Origin of the sequence: Bradyrhizobium sp. JR4.1 (assembly GCF_040548605.1) — a bacterium.
GTDB lineage: Bacteria > Pseudomonadota > Alphaproteobacteria > Rhizobiales > Xanthobacteraceae > Bradyrhizobium > Bradyrhizobium canariense.
Map to the genome: position 1 here is coordinate 13,331 of NZ_JBEPRY010000038.1, position 18,291 is coordinate 31,621.

Annotated in this window: 15 protein-coding genes; 8 read left to right on the top strand and 7 right to left on the bottom strand. The window is 58.5% G+C overall.

From position 1 onward, the window contains the following. Positions 1–819: 819 nt before the first annotated feature. The gene (locus ABIB90_RS38295) at positions 820–2,013 is read right to left on the bottom strand and encodes a CaiB/BaiF CoA transferase family protein (protein WP_354202607.1); all 1,194 of its coding nucleotides are present in this window, start codon (positions 2,011–2,013) and stop codon (positions 820–822) included. A gap of 133 nt (positions 2,014–2,146) precedes the next feature. Further along, complete coding sequence (locus ABIB90_RS38300; RefSeq protein WP_354202608.1) at positions 2,147–2,461, bottom strand: hypothetical protein; 315 nt, start codon at positions 2,459–2,461, stop codon at positions 2,147–2,149. A 199-nt stretch (positions 2,462–2,660) separates the two neighbouring features. Here ABIB90_RS38300 and ABIB90_RS38305 point away from each other — a divergent pair, with 199 nt between their 5' ends. Further along, on the top strand, positions 2,661–5,747 hold the full coding sequence (locus ABIB90_RS38305; RefSeq protein ID WP_354202609.1) for a M10 family metallopeptidase C-terminal domain-containing protein: 3,087 nt from the start codon (positions 2,661–2,663) through the stop codon (positions 5,745–5,747). Positions 5,748–6,256: 509 nt separating this feature from the next. On the opposite strand, the gene ABIB90_RS38310 is transcribed toward ABIB90_RS38305, so the two are convergent. Together ABIB90_RS38310 and ABIB90_RS38315 are read right to left on the bottom strand one after the other, a co-directional pair. After that, positions 6,257–6,997, bottom strand: a complete 741-nt coding sequence (locus tag ABIB90_RS38310) for an IS4 family transposase (protein WP_354202610.1) — start codon at positions 6,995–6,997, stop codon at positions 6,257–6,259. Continuing rightward, on the bottom strand, positions 6,994–7,257 hold the full coding sequence (locus tag ABIB90_RS38315) for a hypothetical protein (RefSeq protein WP_354202611.1): 264 nt from the start codon (positions 7,255–7,257) through the stop codon (positions 6,994–6,996). The genes ABIB90_RS38310 and ABIB90_RS38315 overlap by 4 nt, the downstream gene beginning before the upstream one ends. A gap of 721 nt (positions 7,258–7,978) precedes the next feature. On the opposite strand from ABIB90_RS38315, the gene ABIB90_RS38320 reads away from it, so the two are divergent. Together ABIB90_RS38320 and ABIB90_RS38325 are read left to right on the top strand one after the other, a co-directional pair. Next, entirely contained in the window at positions 7,979–8,821 is an 843-nt protein-coding gene (locus ABIB90_RS38320; protein WP_354202631.1) for an NAD-dependent epimerase/dehydratase family protein, read from the top strand. Further along, positions 8,772–9,836: a glycosyltransferase family 2 protein gene (locus ABIB90_RS38325; RefSeq protein ID WP_354202612.1), complete on the top strand. Its 1,065-nt coding sequence runs from the start codon at positions 8,772–8,774 to the stop codon at positions 9,834–9,836. Before ABIB90_RS38320 ends, ABIB90_RS38325 begins: the two co-directional genes overlap by 50 nt. A gap of 351 nt (positions 9,837–10,187) precedes the next feature. Here ABIB90_RS38325 and ABIB90_RS38330 read toward each other — a convergent pair whose 3' ends face one another. The 3 genes from ABIB90_RS38330 to ABIB90_RS38340 all read right to left on the bottom strand — a co-directional run bounded on the left by ABIB90_RS38330 (position 10,188) and on the right by ABIB90_RS38340 (position 13,119). After that, on the bottom strand, positions 10,188–11,210 hold the full coding sequence (locus ABIB90_RS38330; RefSeq protein WP_354202613.1) for an acyltransferase family protein: 1,023 nt from the start codon (positions 11,208–11,210) through the stop codon (positions 10,188–10,190). A gap of 344 nt (positions 11,211–11,554) precedes the next feature. Continuing rightward, positions 11,555–12,343 carry an ABC transporter ATP-binding protein gene (locus ABIB90_RS38335; protein ID WP_354202614.1) on the bottom strand — a complete coding sequence of 263 codons (789 nt, stop codon included), beginning with the start codon at positions 12,341–12,343 and terminating at the stop codon, positions 11,555–11,557. A gap of 2 nt (positions 12,344–12,345) precedes the next feature. After that, the gene (locus tag ABIB90_RS38340; RefSeq protein ID WP_354202615.1) at positions 12,346–13,119 is read right to left on the bottom strand and encodes an ABC transporter permease; all 774 of its coding nucleotides are present in this window, start codon (positions 13,117–13,119) and stop codon (positions 12,346–12,348) included. A 294-nt stretch (positions 13,120–13,413) separates the two neighbouring features. On the opposite strand from ABIB90_RS38340, the gene rfbC reads away from it, so the two are divergent. Genes rfbC through ABIB90_RS38365 form a run of 5 tightly spaced genes read left to right on the top strand, consistent with a single transcriptional unit; the run spans position 13,414 to position 17,911 of the window. Continuing rightward, on the top strand, positions 13,414–13,977 hold the full coding sequence (gene rfbC / locus ABIB90_RS38345; RefSeq protein WP_354202616.1) for a dTDP-4-dehydrorhamnose 3,5-epimerase: 564 nt from the start codon (positions 13,414–13,416) through the stop codon (positions 13,975–13,977). A 12-nt stretch (positions 13,978–13,989) separates the two neighbouring features. Continuing rightward, positions 13,990–15,039, top strand: coding sequence for a dTDP-glucose 4,6-dehydratase (rfbB, locus tag ABIB90_RS38350; protein ID WP_354202617.1), 1,050 nt, complete (start codon positions 13,990–13,992; stop codon positions 15,037–15,039). Between the two features lie 8 nt (positions 15,040–15,047). Continuing rightward, a complete protein-coding gene (gene rfbD / locus ABIB90_RS38355; RefSeq protein WP_354202618.1) occupies positions 15,048–15,950 on the top strand; it encodes a dTDP-4-dehydrorhamnose reductase in 903 nt (300 codons plus the stop codon). Next, positions 15,947–16,852 (top strand): glucose-1-phosphate thymidylyltransferase RfbA, encoded by a 906-nt coding sequence (gene rfbA / locus ABIB90_RS38360; protein ID WP_354202619.1) that lies wholly within the window; start codon positions 15,947–15,949, stop codon positions 16,850–16,852. Before rfbD ends, rfbA begins: the two co-directional genes overlap by 4 nt. Positions 16,853–16,888: 36 nt before the next feature. Next, the gene (locus ABIB90_RS38365; protein WP_354202620.1) at positions 16,889–17,911 is read left to right on the top strand and encodes a hypothetical protein; all 1,023 of its coding nucleotides are present in this window, start codon (positions 16,889–16,891) and stop codon (positions 17,909–17,911) included. The last annotated feature ends 380 nt before the right edge of the window (positions 17,912–18,291 follow it).

Consider the following 18,291-nt stretch of genomic DNA (forward strand, 5'->3'; position numbering starts at 1 on the left):
AATCTTCAGTCAGCAGATGGCCTTAATTTTCAATTCTGAACGCGAGAGTTCCCGCGCTGCAAGATCATTCGCCAGTGTGAGATCGGCCTACACCCTCTAATCTGACTGCTTCGAGCCGAGAACAGAAATCGTAGTCAGTTGTTCGCTCTAGGCTTTCGGCAATGATTTCCGCCAGATTTAATGTGCCAATACCGCGGTCGGACGAAACCAGTGCTCCGGTACGGCGGGAGCTTCAGACAAAGATAAGTAGGCACACTATTGTGTTCTCCATTGCGCAAATACTTCGCCGCAAGTGATAGAGTGGAATTCTCCGGCTTGCGAGCCACGGCGGGCCGAATTGAACGAGCGTAAACAGAGCGGCACGTCAGACAGGCCACATGGCCATAGGAAAATGAGAAGTCGACATGCCAATTCCTCACCGTAGCTTTGAAAGCGGACCGGCTTAGGTCGCCCCACCCAACGCTTTCGCTCGGCGCGCAGCTTATATAGGATAAAAACATCGCAGGAGGAGTCTCCACGAACGCACGGGTAGTTTCCCATGACTAAGAACGAGAAGAAATTCGCGGCTCATGCTTTGGCGGTCTTGGTCAGCCTTTTTGTTTCGTCATGCGTGAGCTCCCAGCAGACTTCCTCAGACAGGGCAGTTCGGACCAGCGCCCCGTGGGCTCGCGACCTCAATGAGCCACCGCCCGCCCGAGAGCCGGTGGTGCGCCCTTCTTCAGCTGATCTAGGGGCTTCGGGCGAAAAAGCTCCACGATAGCCCGCAGGTCGCCGGACCGACCCATTCAGTCTGCCATCCCTCTCGGCCTTGCATGAAGCTCACACAACCCTCGCGGCCTTGAGAGCGACGATTTCTTCTCGAGAAAAACCGAACTCGGTGAGAACCTCGTCGGTCTGCTCGCCGAATTCCGGCGGCCGCGCCACCATCCTGCTCGGCGTGCGCGACAGCGTCACGGGCTGGCCGACCAGACGGATATCGCGACCCTCGTCATTCGGCACCTCCTGCGCGATGCCGAGATGCTTGACCTGCTCGTCTTCGAACATCTGGTCGATGGCGTAGATCGGCCCGCAGGGCACGCCGGCCTCGTTGAGTTCACGGACCCAGGTCTCGGTGGACTTCGTCAAGGTACGCTTCTCGATCTCGGCATTGAGCGCGTCGCGATTCTTGGAGCGGGCCGGCGCGGTCAGATAGTCGGGATGGCTGTAGAGTTCCGGCGCGCCGATCGCCTGCGCGCAGCGCTCCCAGATCCGGCCGCCCGTAGTGGCGATGTTGATGTAGCCGTCCAAGGTCTTGAACACGCCGGTCGGAATGCTGGTCGGGTGGTTGTTGCCGGCCTGCTTTGCCACTTCCTTCTCCATCAGCCAGCGTGCGGCCTGGAAGTCGAGCATGAAGATCTGGGCCTGCAGCAGCGAGGTCTGCACCCACTGGCCCTTGCCCGAGACCTCGCGCTCCAGCAGTGCGGTGAGGATGCCCATGGCGCAGAATAGACCGGCGGTGAGGTCGGCGACCGGAATGCCGACCCGCATCGGCCCTTCGCCCGGCGCGCCGGTGATCGACATCAACCCGCCCATGCCTTGCGCGATCTGATCGAAGCCCGGACGCTTGTGGTAGGGCCCGTCCTGGCCGAAGCCGGAGATACTGCCGTAGACGATGCGCGGATTGATCCTGGCGAGGCCCTCATAATCGATTCCGAGCTTCTTCTTCACGTCCGGGCGGAAATTCTCCACGACAACGTCGGCCTTGGCGGCGAGGCGCTTGAACACGGCGAGCCCGCGCTCGTCCTTGAGGTTCAGCGTCATCGCCCGCTTGTTGCGATGCAAGTTCTGGAAGTCGGAGCCCCGCCGCGGTCCGCCCGGCTGCTCGCCGCCGGCATCCTCGGTGAGCGCGTCGATCTTGATCACGTTGGCGCCCCAGTCCGCGAGCTGCCGCACGCAGGTGGGCCCGGACCGGACGCGGGTCAGATCGAGCACGGTGAAGCGTGACAGGGCTTCCGAGGCATGCGGAAAGGGCATCTTGATGGGCTCCGGGACTGATTGCGGGCCTACCATAGTGCCGAAAGACCGTGCAGCAAGACATCACGCGGCAGGTCAGGGCCGCGCCGATGCCGCCTGTCGAATGCAATGCCTGAGGGGCGCCCGCGAAGGATCAGCGCGCCAGCTGTTTCAGCTCGGCGCGTGCCCACTCGGCCAGCGGGTCATCACCGTGGCGCGCAATGAACAGCTCGAACGCCTCCCGCGTTCCCAAGCGACGGGCCGATTCGTACTCCTCCGCGACCGCAGCGGAGGGGTCGCGGGCCAATGGAACGGAGGGGGCACGCCCCGCTGTGCCGCCTTCCTTGCCACTCTCATCCGCATTGGCTTTTCCGACCATGACAGGCAGTCCTCCGAAAGGCAGATGGCCCGGCCCGGCCAGCGCCATCAGGGCGCCGAACAGACCGGCCGAGAGGGAACGTCGTTTCATGATTTCACTCGCAACACGGCAGCCAGCCGGAACCGGCATCCTTGTCCTGGCCCGTATGAATACGGGATTTGATGGCTAACACGGCGTTATGGAAGGAGTCCGGACCGGCTCGCCAAAATTAAACCAAACGTTTAACTCTCAAGCTAGAATCACCTGTCGCGCCCCGAATCGAACGGGGTTAGCTGCTTCGGAGATTTCCTTGGCCACCGCCGTCAACGTCAGTGCAACCAACAACGCCGAAATCGACGGCCTGCTGTCGGGCTACAAATGGTCCGGCACGATCACCTACAGCTTTCCGGACGCTGCAAGCGACTACGCCAGTCCCTACAGCGGCGGCAGCAGTGAGCCGACGACGTCGGGTTTTGCCTCGGCGCCGAGTCAGATGCAGACGGCGATCAATTACGCGATCGGACTGATCCTCGGCTACACCAACGCCAACATCCAGTACGCCGGGACGAACGGCGCCGACATCATGGTCGCGCAGTCGCCGGCCGCCAATCCGACATCCTACGCCTATTACCCCGGCAATTACGCGTCCGGCGGCGACGTGTGGTTCGGAACTGCCTACAATTATTCGCAGGCGGCGCTCGGCAATTACTATTTCACGACTGCGTTGCACGAGCTCGGACACGCCTTTGGCCTCAAGCACAGTCAGGAGGCAGGCGGCCCCGCCAATGTCGCGGTGCCGAGCGCGCATGACGACAGCGAATACACCGTCATGAGCTATCGCAGCTATGTCGGTGCTTCCACCACGAGCGGCTACACCAACGAAGCCTATGGGTATCCGCAGACCTATATGGCCAACGATATTCTCGCCCTGCAGACGATGTACGGCGCGAACTACACCACCCAGGGCGGGACCACCGTCTATACGTGGAGCCCGACCACCGGGCAGGAGTTCATCAACGGCGCTGGCCAGCCGGCCGACAATGGCGGTGTCGGTGGGCCGGCCAATCGCATCGACGAGACGATCTGGGATGGTGGCGGCGTCGATACCTACGACCTGTCGAACTACACGACGAACTTGAGCATCAACCTTAATCCAGGTGCGTCGTCTCTGTTCTCGTCGGTTCAGCTCGCCAATCTCGGCAACGGCCATTACGCGTCGGGCAACGTCTACAATGCCTATCTCTACAACAACGACGCGCGTTCCTACATCGACAACGCCATCGGCGGCTCCGGCAACGACACGATCGTCGGAAACGCCATCGCCAACGTTCTGAACGGCGGGTCTGGCAACGACACAGTCACCGGAGGCGGTGGCAGCGACACCATCATCGGCGGCGCCGGCACCGACACGGCGGTGTATTCCGGCAATCGGGCGAGCTACGGCATCTCTTACAATTCGGCGACGCAGACATTTACGCTGATTGACCAGCGCTCGGGTTCGCCTGACGGCACCGATACCTTGTCCGGCGTGGAGAATTTCCAATTTGCCGACGGTACCGTCTCAAACACTACGCTCATAAGCCAACTTGCACCCGTCGTCATCGAGACGTTCGGAATGACCAAACTGGTGCAGCAGGGAGGCAATTACTTTCTCGACCCGGTCGCCGGTGGAAGCGGTCCGGAGCTCAAATATGCGGGCTTGATCGTAATCGCCGGACAATTCGGCAGCGCTTGGGCACCGATCGGTACAGAAGCGATCGGCGCCGGCTATGACGTGGTCTGGAAGGACTCTGCCACCAATCAGTACTCGGTGTGGACCACGGACAGCAACGGCACTTACGTCTCCGACATCGGTCTCGTCGCGGCAAACAACGCTGCCCTCGAACAGCTTGAGACGATCTTCCATCAGGACCTCAATGGCGACGGAACGATCGGGCCCATCACTGCGAATATCGAGACACTCGGCCTCACCAGCTTGGTCCGAGTTGGAGGCAATTACTTTCTCGACCCGGTCGCCGACGGAAGCGGTCCGGAGCTCAAATATGCTGGCTTGATTGTAAGCGCCGGACAATTCGGCAGCGCTTGGGCACCGATTGGTACAGAAGTGATCGGCGCCGGCTATGACGTGGTCTGGAAGGACTCTGCCACCAATCAGTACTCGGTGTGGACCACGGACAGCAACGGCACTTACGTCTCCGACATCGGTCTCGTCGCGGCAAACAACGCTGCCCTCGAACAGCTTGAGACGATCTTCCATCAGGACCTCAATGGCGACGGAACGATCGGGCCCATCACTGCGAATATCGAGACACTCGGCCGCACCAGCTTGGTCCGAGTTGGAGGCAATTACTTTCTCGACCCGGTCGCCGGCGGAAGCGGTCCGGAACTCAAATATGCTGGCTTGATTGTAAGCGCCGGACAATTCGGCAGCGCTTGGGCACCGATTGGTACAGAAGCGATCGGCGCCGGCTATGACGTGGTCTGGAAGGACTCTGCCACCAATCAGTACTCGGTGTGGACCACGGACAGCAACGGCACTTACGTCTCCGACATCGGTCTCGTCGCGGCAAACAGCGCTGCCCTCGAACAGCTTGAGACGATCTTCCATCAGGACCTCAACGGCGATGGTACGTTCGGCCTTGTCGGCACGACGATCGAAGCACTTGGTACGACCAGCCTGGTACAAGTTGGGAGCAACTATTATCTTGAACCGGTTGGGAGCAATAGCGGATCGGTGCTGAAGTTTGGTGGGGCGGCGCTTACTGCTGGCCAGTTTGGCAGCTACTGGACCATCCTCGGTGCAGAGGCTGTCAGCGGCGGCTACGATGTAGCCTGGAAGAATTCAGCCAGCGGTCTCTACAACATCTGGAGCAGCGACAGCAGCGGCAACTATGTTACAGATCTCCTCTCAAGCGCGCCGCCAAACAGCGGATCGCTGGAGTCATTCGAGACGATCTTCCATCAGGACCTCAACGGCGATGGTACGATCGGCTCTACTTCTGCCTCTAGCGCCGTGGCCGCACCTAATGGTGCACCCGTTGGGCCTCCTCAATGGCTGGATCAGCATTTCCGGAATGACTTCCATTTTGTTGACGCCCCGAACGCTGGAGCGCTCGCCGCTACTCAGCCCAGCCAAAGCGCCAGCTTGCCATTCATTCATATTGCGCACGATAGTTTCGTGTTCACGCCGACTCTCGATCAAAGCAGCCTCTATCTCGCAGACTCAAAGCATGCACGTCAATTCGATAAGGGGGCCGATTTTGGCCCCGTATTGACAACCATTCACGGTGATACGTTAGGAGAAGCTGTCATAGACACTCCCGGTGATGCCGCCATCCTCCAGCACTTTGTAATTGCGCAGTTATTGGCGCATCAAGGCAACTTTCATTTGGTATAGGTGACGACTCGTCACTGCTTAAGGGCAACCGCCTCCGTAGGAAGCAGAACCACTTAGGTCAATCCGGTGACTGGGAGCTGGAGAGGGCGACGCTCACGCTCAAGGCGGCTCACGACCACTGGGTTGTGACTGCCCAGTGAAAGCGGAGAGATTGCGGGAGGCGCTGGATCGTTAAACTCTACGGTTGTGACTAGCGTAGGTTAGGACTTTCTCCCGTCTTTATTGGAGCCCCTCTGCCGATCACTTCACCAGGTCCCGCCTCCGCCGCTAGGTCGGAAAGAGGCGCTGTTGGATCGCGATCGTTGGTGCCAGCCGAAATGGCCCACTCTCCGGAAGTAATCGCCCGGCTGAATTGCGCCGCATGCGGTAAAGTACGGACAGATACCGCCGTTCTGGTTTTGCGATTGCTCGGAATGCGGGCCACACATCCAGAAGCTGAGAGGCAGGCCTGAAGTCAGATGTTGAATTGGGCGCCCATACAGATAGACGGTATGCTTCCGGTGAGGCTTTCAATTACCCACAGATTCTCCTCCGACCATGACACCTAGCGCTATGTCGGTGAGACGTGACAGCCCGCGCCACATGACGGTATTGCCGGGTGGCGGATCGCTGGCGCGGGCGAGATAACCGCCGAGCCGGGCGACCTTGATCAGATAGTGCGACAGCGTTTTCCGTCTTGCTTTTGGTCTGTCGTTCACGAGACGATCGAGCACGCCGATTTCAGTCGCGGTCAACGCGAGGGTTGGCGGCGCGTCTGGAGCCGAACGGTTGAGCATCGTCATCCAAAAGACCCGCCAACTCAGGATGCAAAGGAGCGAGATCAGATTGGTCAGACGCTGGGCGGTCCTGAGCTTTGATTCCTCAGCTTTGCAGCCTGATTTGAGGATCTTGTGGAACACCTCGATCTTCCATCTCAAAGCATACCATTCGAGCTTCTCAATGGCGTCGGTGCGGGAGCTAACAGGCAGATTTGTGATCAGCTTCCACTCGATTTTCTTTCCATTCTTCGGCGTCCCGCGCTCTTCGGCATGGATCACCGTCAAGGTCAGCGCGGGATAGCGCTTCTGCTTTCCGATCGGCGGCAGGACGCGAAGCTTGCGATATCGGATCACGAGAATGGCCTCGTCGGGATCGCCGTTGTTGTTTCTAACGTTGATGCGATGCAGTCCTTTGACGGCAACCTCGTCCATTTCGTCGGCGATCGTGTGATTTCCATCCCCGGCCAAACGGTCAACGCAAGTCCTAATCACGAATGCGTTCCAGCTTCCCGGGCCGCGCAGAACAGCTCATAGATGTCGCTCTCGCGATCACCGACATGGATGCATCGTCCCGGATCGCCCAGCAGCTCTGTGGATTGACGGACATTGTCCAGCCACCGAATGCTCTCCTTCTTCTCGATCGGAACGCGCGTCGGATTGATCTTCTTCTTAAGCGCGGCAGTCCCCTTGAATTTCTTCCGGGTCCAGAATTTGACCGCCGTCAGTCCAAGCGGCAGCCCTTCGGTTGTCACCGCCAGGCTCGAGTGCATCAGGATGCCGCAAACCGTGTGCGACCTCAGGCGGCCCGCCTTGTCGCGCCCGCTGTTTATGCTCTTGGAGCACCAGGACTGTACCGCCATAGCCGAGTAGCGGCCTAAGCACGTGGTCCCAAAATCGGGGTGCATTTTACCCCCGCGTTCGCAGTGAAGCGCTTCTTGTCCAAGGCACACCGGATTAAGTCGGCAAGTACGTTGATGCCATCGTGCCGCGACGACCTAGGTACGGATCGAACGCGGGAGATCCTTGAAGCACACCTCAAGTCGCTCTCAATTGTGCAAATCGGTCATGGGAGGCGCCATCGAGGCACGCCGCATTGCCGAGGGGCGACATCGCGGCTTTTGCTACAGACGGCGCGCGAATCATTCGGTGTGGGCGCACATAAGAAGATTTGAATCTGGGCCAGCAGATGACCATTTTCCCATAAGGTGCGTTATGTGCGTTGCGTCTGATCAGCGGGCATTGATACCGCCTGCAACGTGCAGCCCGATCAAAAATGGAGTTCCGGACGCGGACGCGTGGCGCTAATTTCCTTCCGTACCCGCTATCTGAGCTCGCGCCAGGCTGCTAACACTCCCGGCGCCACCCGATCAGGATTAAACGACCGGGGGCGACGTCAGGCGGTAGACCCATGTAGTACGTCCTGATCGCGTTGTTCGATGAAGGCCGCCGCGCCGCCGCAGTGAGTTGATGGGGATGCAGAGTTTCGTTGTAGGCGCCACCGGGATCGTCGGAAGCTATATCGTTGAACATCTGGTCAAGTCCGGCGAAACGCCGCTGGCGTTGTCCCGGGTGAACCACCGCAGCTGCGGTGTAGTGTGGCTCCAGGGTGATCTCGCCACGCCCGAGACCTTGAAGCCGCCTTCGTTCGAGACCTTGTATTGCACCGCGGAGGTTGGTCGGTTGGCGGATGCGCTGCCGCATATTTATACGCCGGCGCTGAGACGTGTTGTCGCCTTTACCTCCACCAGCATCGTCACAAAGATAGAATCCGAAGTCGCAGCAGAGCGCGAGCTGCTGCGGCGGCTCGCGGAGGGGGAGGGGCGACTGATCGCCACATGCGAGCGCTACAACGTCGGCTGGACCATCTTGCGCCCGACCATCATCTATGCAGAGGGCCGCGACGGCAACATCTCGCGGCTGGCCCGGCTCATTCGGCGGTTCGGGATGCTACCTTTGATGGGCGACGGCGCCGGGCTGCGGCAGCCCGTGCACGCGGAAGACCTGGCGATCGGCGCCATTGCCGCGGCAGCAAGCGACGCGGCAATCGGCAAAACCTATGCGCTGCCGGGCGGTGAGACGATCAGCTATCGTGAGATGGTCGGTCGGATTTTCGACGCGCTCAACAAGCCGCGCCGGATCATATCAGCGCCGCCATTTGTCTGGCGGCTGGCATTTGCCCTAGCAAAGCCGTTGCTTCCGAATGCAAATCCCGCGATGGGCGCCCGGATGGCGAAGGACATGGTGTTCGATCCCGCGCCGGCGGTCCGTGATTTTGGCTGGAATCCGCGAGGTTTTCATCCGCGATTTGAAAAATGAAATGGATAGTTTAAGAGATGATCGAGTCTATCTCCAGCGTCGTCGCAGCGACGGCTGCGAGAGGCTCAATCAGGAATCATCCCAGTTGCCGTTAGCAAGCCCTAAAGTCGTCATTCTGCTCGCGACCAGAAACGGCGCCGCATTTATTCAGGAGCAGATCGACTCCTATAAGGCGCAGACCTATCACAACTGGGATTTGCTGGTGTCCGACGACGGCTCCACGGATAATACGATTCAGATCATCGAGGAGTTTGCCAAGCAGGTTCCCCAGCGGGTGGTGGTGCGGCGAGGGCCGCAGATGGGTTTCTGGCAGAATTTCGCGTCGCTGGTCCGATCTGACGATATCGAGGGCGACCTGTTCGCCTACAGCGACCAGGACGACGTCTGGTTTCCGGAGAAACTTGCGAAGGCGGTGAGCTGGTTCGAAGCGCGTCCGAGCGATCGTCCAGCTCTGTATTTTACGCGAACCGAGTTGATGGAAGAGAGCGGCGCGCCGCTTGGCTTCTCACCTCTCTTCTTACGCGAGCCAACTTTTCAGAATGCCCTGGTGCAGAACATCGGCGGCGGCAACACGATGGTGTTCAATCGCGCGGCGCGGCTGGCGCTTCGGGCCACCCCGAGTGAGGTTGCTCTGGTATCGCACGATTGGTGGACGTACCAGGTCGTGACGGGGATCGGCGGCGTTGCGCATTACGATCCCTGGCCCAGCCTAAGATACAGACAACATGTGGAAAATCTTGTCGGAGCTAACATCGGTCTGCGGGCTCGGCTTGTTCGATCGTTCGCATTCCTGGGCGGAAGATTCGCAATGTGGAATGAGGTAAACCTGAACGTGCTAGGCAGCATGCGAAGCCTGCTGACGCCGTACAACGCACTCGTCCTCGCCCGCTACACCCAAGCGCGTTTGGCAGCGTCGCCCAAGCGGCTATGGCTCCTTTGGAAATCTGGCGTTTACCGGCAAAGCTTCCTCGAGAATCTCGCGCTTTTTGTAGGGGCGCTGTTTGGTCGCCTGTGAGGCCGCTTCACGCCCTCTCGAAGTTGCCTCGTTGCGCCTCTGCATACATTTCGAGGATCTCCTCGAGCGACCCTGCCGCTCTGATAGTGCCCTGATCCATCCAAAGCGCCTAGTTGCGGAACTAGCGATAGGTCTCGACACTGTGGTAGGCAGCATCAGAATCCACCTTCGCGACGAATTGTCAATGCGATCTGTCGTGGTCAGCCATAAACCACTCGTCCGTTAATAGAAGGCAAGCTGGCGCCACCGCGAAGGCCAAACGAATCCGAACCCTCAAGGTGTTCGGCTGCCGATTTCGCTGTGGAATGACTCATCGAGCCTCTGGGTCAGCTCAAGCAGGACTGATCGCGATCAACCTATGTTTGTCGCCGTATGTGTTGTGACAATCTCTCCCGCCTTTTTATTTCGTACAATCCCAAAGATTGCTAACTCCAAATAATTGAAGCTCAATACGCCCCAAATGTTCGCTGCAATTATGCACAAACTTGCGAATAAAATCTGCGCGACTAAGCCGTGTTGTTGGGTCGAGAAAAGCCGCGTCAAAAGTGCAAGCAACAGAAAGTGGCTGAGGTAAGTGGAGTACGAAGCATCGCCCAGTTTGATCGCCCACCGAGGGGGCGCCCCCCAACCAGTGCTTTCAAGCGAAATCGCTCCATATACCACCAAAATGTAGGGTGAGCCGATGAGCAACATCCGCAACCATTGCTGACTGGGATCAAGTAATCCACACAAGGTTTGTCCAACGGCGACAAGAGCTGCGCCGGTTACGAGTATTGCCAATCCATGACGCCGTACATTCGCTAAAGCGATGAATCCGCCAGCAATGAATTCAATCGTGGAGGCGTGCGTCACGATCTGCAACACAGGATTCGTGGATGTTGTAAATAGCTGAGCGACGACGATCAGTACGGCCCAGCCTGTGAGAAACCGCACCATAGAGAGTCCCAGCGCGAGTGCGAGCGCCACCACTGCGTAGAAATAGACCTCATGGACCAGCGACCATCCCACCGGTAAAAGTGGGGTCGTTGCAGGCAGAAGAAAAATCGAATTGAGAAAGGCGGGGGCGGGATCGGGCCAGCCTCTTGCCATATAAAACGCAATCATCAGCGCCAAATAAACCCAATAAATCGGGTAAATCCTAACAATTCTCAAAAAAAGAAACTGCTGCCAATTCTCACGCTGCGCAACAGTCGTAATCACGAACCCGCTAATAACGAAGAAGCAATGCACGCCCCCGATGCCCAGATTTGCAATGGCGGACTCGATTGCTCGGTACGGCGGGTCGATCCTCGCATTAAGGCCTACGAAATGGAATACGACCACCATGTTGGCGGCTAAAGCGCGCAGTGCTTGGATGGATTGGAATTTTCGCATGCTGCCGGAGTCTAGTGGCGCAACCAGACTGCGTAAAGACTTTCGCCCAGGCACCAGCGTGGCATCGCTTACGTCGTGCTTTGGCTCAAAAGTTTTAGAAAAGCCATTTTAGCTCGTTCTCCCATATCTTGTGAGCCAGTGACAGAGAAATGTCTGCTATCTGTATAGCGACACTCCATTGCTCCGTGATCGGGCAATGCTCATCGGTCCTCGACCGTTACGGCAGGATCAGGCAGGCCGCTTAGTCGCTGTGGCTGATCTGGAAGTCCGGTGTCTTGCGGCAAAGCTTCATCGGCAATCTGGAGCTTCTCGTGGGGTATTGTTCAGCCGCCTGTAACGGACGCTCACGCCAGTTCGACGCGGTCTCTTTGCGTCTCCGCGTACATTTCGAGGATCTCCTCGAGGGAACCTGCCGCTTTGATAATGCCCCGATCCATCCAGAGGGCCTTGTTGCAAAACTGGCGGCAGGTCTCGGCACTATGGGAAGCGAGCACCAGGATGCTCGCCTTCGCGACGAAATTGTCGATGCGATGCCTGGCTTTGGTGATGAATCGGTCGTCGCCAGCCATGATCCACTCGTCCATCAATAGGATTTCGGGGGCAAAGCTGGTCGCCACCGCAAAGGTCAATCGCGTCATCATACCCGAGGAATAGGTGCGCACCGGGATGTCCAGATATTCGCCAAGCTCCGTGAAGTCCGAAATGTCCTGCATTTTGCTGGCGATTTCGTCGGACGTCATGCCGAGGATTAGGCCGCGCATGCGGACATTCTCATAGCCGCTGATGTCCGGATCAATGCCAAGACCGATGTCAAGCATAGGAGAGATCGTCCCGCGAGTGCGGACCGTGCCGACGACCGGCTCATAGATGCCAGCCATCACGCGCAGCAAGGTAGTTTTGCCGGCGCCGTTTGATCCGATCAGTGCGACCCTATCGCCAGCTGCGATATGCGTTGAGACGTTTCGCAGCGCTTCGACGACGATGCGCTGGTTAGCGTCGGTTGCCAAATGGCCACCGGAGCTACGGAATAGCAGGCTCTTCTTCAACGACCGCGACCCACCATGATAGATGGGAAACGACACGCTGACATTTTCCATCGTCAGTTCTGACCGATTATTGTCGGTGTTCATCATCGTCAGATCCAGTAGGCGATACGCGGGCGAAAGCGCGTGAAGACCAAACCGGCAAGCCCAAGATTGACGGCCGTGATCAACAGCACGGCAACGTAGTTCTTGAGGTTGGGGACATTTCCCAACAACGGCGTCCGCACGATCTCGATCAGATGGAAAAACGGATTGATGTCGGCGATATAGGCCCGGCGATGGAGCAATTCCGGCTTCCACATGATGGGCGTAACAAAAAATATTAGCTGCACGATGGAGTTGATGAGTGGTGGGATGTCGCGGAATCGGGCGGACAAAATGCCGATATAGACCGTTGCCAGCGTGCCGTTCAACACAAGGAGGATCAGTCCGGGAATCGCCAGTAAGGCCGTGGCACCGGGCCAGATCCCAAAATAGACAAGGACCCCAAAATAGATCACGAAGTTATGGGCGAAGACGATAATCTTGCTCCAGCTCGACCGATAAACATAGATCGAGTAGGGCAGCCGGACCTGCTTGATATAGGACTCGGCCGTCGTGAAGATCATGCCGCCTTCGCTGAGGAAGGTCGCGAGCAGATTCCAGACCAGCAGACCCGTGCAGAGAAAGGGCAGGAAATCGCGAATCGGGGTGTTGAACAGTTCAGCGTATAGGAATCCCAGCGCCACCACCATGATTGCCATGCTGGCTGTCAGCCAGAACGGTCCCAGCAACGAGCGGCGATAGCGCTGAAGGATGTCGTTCCATCCCATCCGGCCCCACAGACGCCAGGCGGCGAAACCGTCCCGAATGTCGGCAATGGCCATTTCGGAGGACTTTTGTCCGGCGCCCCAAGTAACGGTCTCGGTGGGACGTCTTTCGCCGGTTCGTGTTTCGACAGTCGCTAACATTGATCGATTTCAACTTTGTGTTGGCTGCAGGCAAGTCTCGGATCATTGTCCGGAAAGCGAAAACGTCTTGAGTATTATGATACCTTCAAGGTATTAGCACGTTGACGCCAGGAATGCTTTAGGTTCCAGAGAGGATGCCTTAAGCCATAGAACGTCAGACGCGTCCAGCGGGCAGACGCTTGAAGAATTATAGATCATCCGAAAGTGGCTATGAAGATTGAACGGCTCGAGATTGCGGACATTCTGCTGGTGAGCCCAGCGAGGCATAACGATCCGCGGGGATTTTTCTCGGAGACGTTTCGTGCGGATGCGCTACTTGCGAGCGGCGTCGAAGCGGCGTTCGTGCAGGACAATCACGTGGTATCGACGCAGAAAGGCGTGCTGCGCGGCTTGCATTATCAGCTTCCGCCCCACGCGCAGGGCAAGCTGGTGCGGTGCTCGCGCGGAGCAATTCTCGACGTTGGCGTTGACATCAGGGTAGGCTCGCCGACCTTTGGCCGCCACGTCGCCGTCGAGCTGTCGGCGGCGAACTGGCGTCAATTGTGGGTGCCGCCCGGCTTAGCTCATGGCTACGTCACACTGACCGACGATTGCGAGGTCATCTACAAAGTGACCGATTACTACGCGCCGGAATGCGATCGTGGTATCGCATGGGACGACCCTGATCTAGCCATCGATTGGCGGATTTCGGCGGGTGACGTGGTCTTATCGGACAAGGACCGGAGGCAACCGCGGTTGAAAGACGTCCCTCCGGGTTTTCAATTCGGGGGGTGAGGAGGTCGCGCAATGCGGGTGATCGTGACTGGAGGAGCCGGGTTTATCGGATCGGCGGTATGTCGTCATTTCATCGCCGATCTCGGCCATAACGTCGTCGTGGTTGATAAATTGACGTATGCCGGCAACATGGCGTCGCTGGCGCTGGTTGCGTCCAGTCCGCAGTTTGCGTTCGAAAAGCACGATATCTGCGACGGCGCCGCGATGGCTGCGATCTTCGAGAAATACCAGCCGGACGCACTGGTTCATCTTGCCGCTGAGAGCCACGTCGATCGTTCGATATCCGGCTCCGACCTGTTCTTAAAAACCAATGTCGTCGGTACCTTCACGCTGCTCGAGACGACTCGCCGCTACACTGCGTCGGCGAGGAAAAAGGCGGATGATTTTCGTTTCGTCCACGTCTCGACGGACGAGGTTTATGGGTCGTTGGGAGAGGCCGGCTTGTTCACCGAAACCACGGCCTACGATCCCAGTTCTCCCTATTCGGCCACCAAGGCTGCTTCCGACCATCTGGCGAAAGCCTGGCACCGAACCTACGATGTGCCTGTCATCGTTTCCAATTGTTCCAACAATTACGGGCCGTATCATTTTCCTGAAAAGTTGATTCCGCTGGTTATCCTCAACGCACTGGATCGCAAGTCGCTTCCGGTCTATGGCGACGGCTCCAACGTTCGCGATTGGCTGTTTGTCGAAGACCACGCCCGGGCGCTTGGCGTCATTCTCGCAAAAGGCAGACCCGGCGAAACCTACAACATCGGCGGACGCAATGAGCGGACCAACATCGAAGTGGTCCAGCAGATCTGTTCGTGGATGGATCGCCTACGCCCGAACGACGCCTCGCATCATGAGCTGATTTCGTTCGTTGCCGACCGCCCGGGGCACGACCAGCGTTACGCGATTGATGCCAGCAAGCTCGAAACCGAGCTGGGATGGCGAGCCCGGGAAACCTTCGAAACCGGAATCGAAAAAACAGTGCAGTGGTATCTCGCGCGCGAAGATTGGTGGCGGCCGTTACGGAACAATGTCTACGGCGGCGAACGTCTCGGTCTCGTGGGGGCGTGAATCCACAAATGCGAATCTATGTGATTGGCGCCGAGGGCCAGGTCGCGCGGTCGCTCCGGGAGGCTGCGGCCGCCGACAAGGAGATTGAGTTCGGCTTTGGCCGACGACCGGACGTCGATCTGCTGAACACAGTCTCGGTCGAGCGAGCCATTGCCGCATTTCGTCCCGACGTGGTGGTCAATCCCGCGGCCTACACGGCGGTGGATAAGGCTGAGTCGGAACCCGATCTCGCTTTTGCGCTCAATCGCGATGGCGCAGGCCTTGTAGCGGCGGCGGCCGCGGATCATGGCATTCCGGTCATCCATCTATCGACCGACTACGTCTTTGACGGGATGAAGACCGGCGCCTATGTCGAGCGCGATCCGGTCAACCCGCAAAGCGTCTATGGCCGCTCCAAGTTGGCGGGCGAGCTAGCTGTCGCCGCGGCGAACCCAAGGCACGTTATCTTGCGTACGTCATGGGTCTACGCGCCGTTTGGAGGTAATTTCGTGCGCACGATTCTTCGCCTAGCATCGGAACGCGACCGGCTGCGGGTAGTGAACGACCAGGTAGGTTGCCCCACATATGCGCCGGATATGGCCGACGTGATCCACGCCATCGCCAGGCGGGTGGCGAAGGGCTGGCAGCCGCATTATGCGGGCGTCACGCATCTTGCCGGGCCCGACCCGATGACTTGGTACGCTTTCGCGAAACAGATCATCGATGCCGCCGCCCGCCGGGAAGGGCGGTCCGTATTGCTTGACCCGATCTCGACTTCCGATTATCCGACAGCTGCGGTGCGACCAGCAAACTCGCAGCTTTCGAGCGCGAAACTGGCGGCGGTGTTCGATGTTAGGCTGCCTCCGCTAGAGCAGTCCCTGACGGATTGCCTTGATCGTCTTTTTGGGATTGGAACGGGAGGTCTGCGTTGAAGGGCATTATCCTTGCCGGCGGAAGCGGTACGCGCCTCTATCCCATGACGCTCGTGACCTCGAAGCAGTTGCTGCCCGTCTACGACAAGCCGATGATCTACTATCCGTTGACCACGCTGATGCTGGCCGGCATCCGCGACATCCTGATCATTTCGACGCCGCAGGACTTGCCGTTGTTCGAGGCGCTGTTGGAAGACGGCAATCAGTGGGGGCTGTCGCTGTCTTACGCGGTGCAGCCTAAACCCGAAGGTCTGGCGCAGGCATTCGTGATCGGCGCCGATTTCATCGGCGGCGACGCCTCAGCGCTTATTCTCGGCGACAACATCTTCTTTGGCCATGGCCTGCCGAATTTGCTCGCCAGCGCCACGTCGCGGACCACCGGCGCCACGGTGTTTGCCTATCACGTCGCCGATCCGGAACGCTACGGCGTGGTCGCCTTCGACAATCGGGGCAATGCGACCTCGATCGAGGAAAAGCCACTACAGCCGAAGTCGAACTTCGCCGTTACTGGACTCTATTTCTATGATAATCGCGTTGTCGATATTGCGGCTAACATCAAGCCGTCAGCACGCGGCGAACTCGAGATCACCGATGTGAACCGGACCTATCTCGAGTGGGGAGAGCTTGCGGTTGAACTGATGGGGCGCGGCTTTGCCTGGCTGGACACGGGTACGCCGGACAGCCTCTTGGAGGCAGCCGATTTCGTCGCTACGCTTGAGCGTCGGCAAGGATTTCGGATCGCCTGTCCCGAAGAGGTGGCGTTCGGCCAAGGATACATCGATCGTGATCAGCTGGCACGCCTGGGCGCGGCGCTGGGGAAGAGCGCCTATGCGCGGTATATCAGCGACCTCGCCGAGTCCGGTGAGCCTGGGTCTGTCCAATCATCGCCGCAGGTCATCTAGATGCTTCGGTGATCAAGCAACAAGGACTACAACGTCGTGCCAGGCCGAGCTTCAACCTTCGCCAGCGATCTCGCTGTTGTTTATCTGGCACGCTATGCCGAAGGAAAAGGACCGGTCACAAATTTCATCGAATCCTTCGAGCGTCATCCTCCCGGGATTGCGCATGATTGCGTGGTAGTCCGAAAAGGCTTCCCGCCGGGAGGAGCCACCGTCGACAAAGTCTTGAAGCGTGCATTCCCTCATTCCATTTCAGTATCGGATGACGGCTTCGACATTAACGCCTATGCCAACGCTGCAGTGCAGCTTCCGCACACACATGTGGTCTTCCTCAACACGTTCTCGGAAATCACGTCTGACAACTGGCTTCGCAAACTGCATGCGGCGTTTGCAGACCCGGCGGTCGGAATCGCCGGGGCCACCGGTTCCTATGAAAGCCTTCTCAGCAGCATGAAGCACGTCCAAAAGGGATGGTGGCTGTTTCAGAATGAGGGGATTCCAAAGCCGGCCGGCCTCCGACAGTTGTTCCGAGCAATCAGAACGCGGCTGCCGAAGCGGTTGGCGACTAGAGTGGTGGCCACCGCGATTTCCCATTTTGCCGTGCGCTCGACACGCCACGACCGCACACTGGACGACAAGTTTGAAGCGTATTGGGCCAGCGAGATCGGGCCCGACGGTGCGCTGGCGCGCCTGAACGACATCGCGCCTTTTCCGAATCCGCACATCAGAACGAATGCTTTTATGATCGAACGACAGGTCTTTCTCGATGTACTGCCCGAATCGATCGAAACCAAGAACGATTCGTACCTTTTCGAGAGCGGGCCGGACGGGCTGACGCAGCGAATTCTTCAGCGCGGCCTAAAAAGCGTGGTGGTGGGTGCGGATGGACGCGTTTACGGGATGGAAGAATGGGCCGAAAGCGGCACATTTCGCCTTGGAGGCCAGCGCAATCTTCTCGTCAAGGACAACCAGACTCGGGCCTTCCAAAACATGAATGCGGCCGGGCAGCGTGCTTTCACGAGGATGACTTGGGGCAACGACCAAGGTACCATCTCCCGGTAGGTTATGAGCAGGGCAATGCACCGGAATCCGATCGCCGCGGGAGGGGTGAGGAGGAGAATTGCCAACTGCGGAGCGCGGTTAGATTGTGCTGCGTGGCATAGGTTGGTACATAGGCCAGCGAAGGGTGGGCCTCGGGGACGAGAACGGGGGCACTTTCAACGGTTGAACCGAGATTCACAGTTCCTGGTGAAGAAGAATGCGCATTGTCGAGAAAATTTGCTGTGTCCCATTGCTGGATCCCACCGGCTTTTCCGCCCAGGATGTGACTGCGGTAGGATCGGCGTGCGTGGGTGGCATCCCAGGAAACGCGTGGCTTGAAAGGGCATCGCGGCTCTGTAGCTGCTGGTCAGATTTGCTTACCGAAGAAGCAGGGGCTCTGC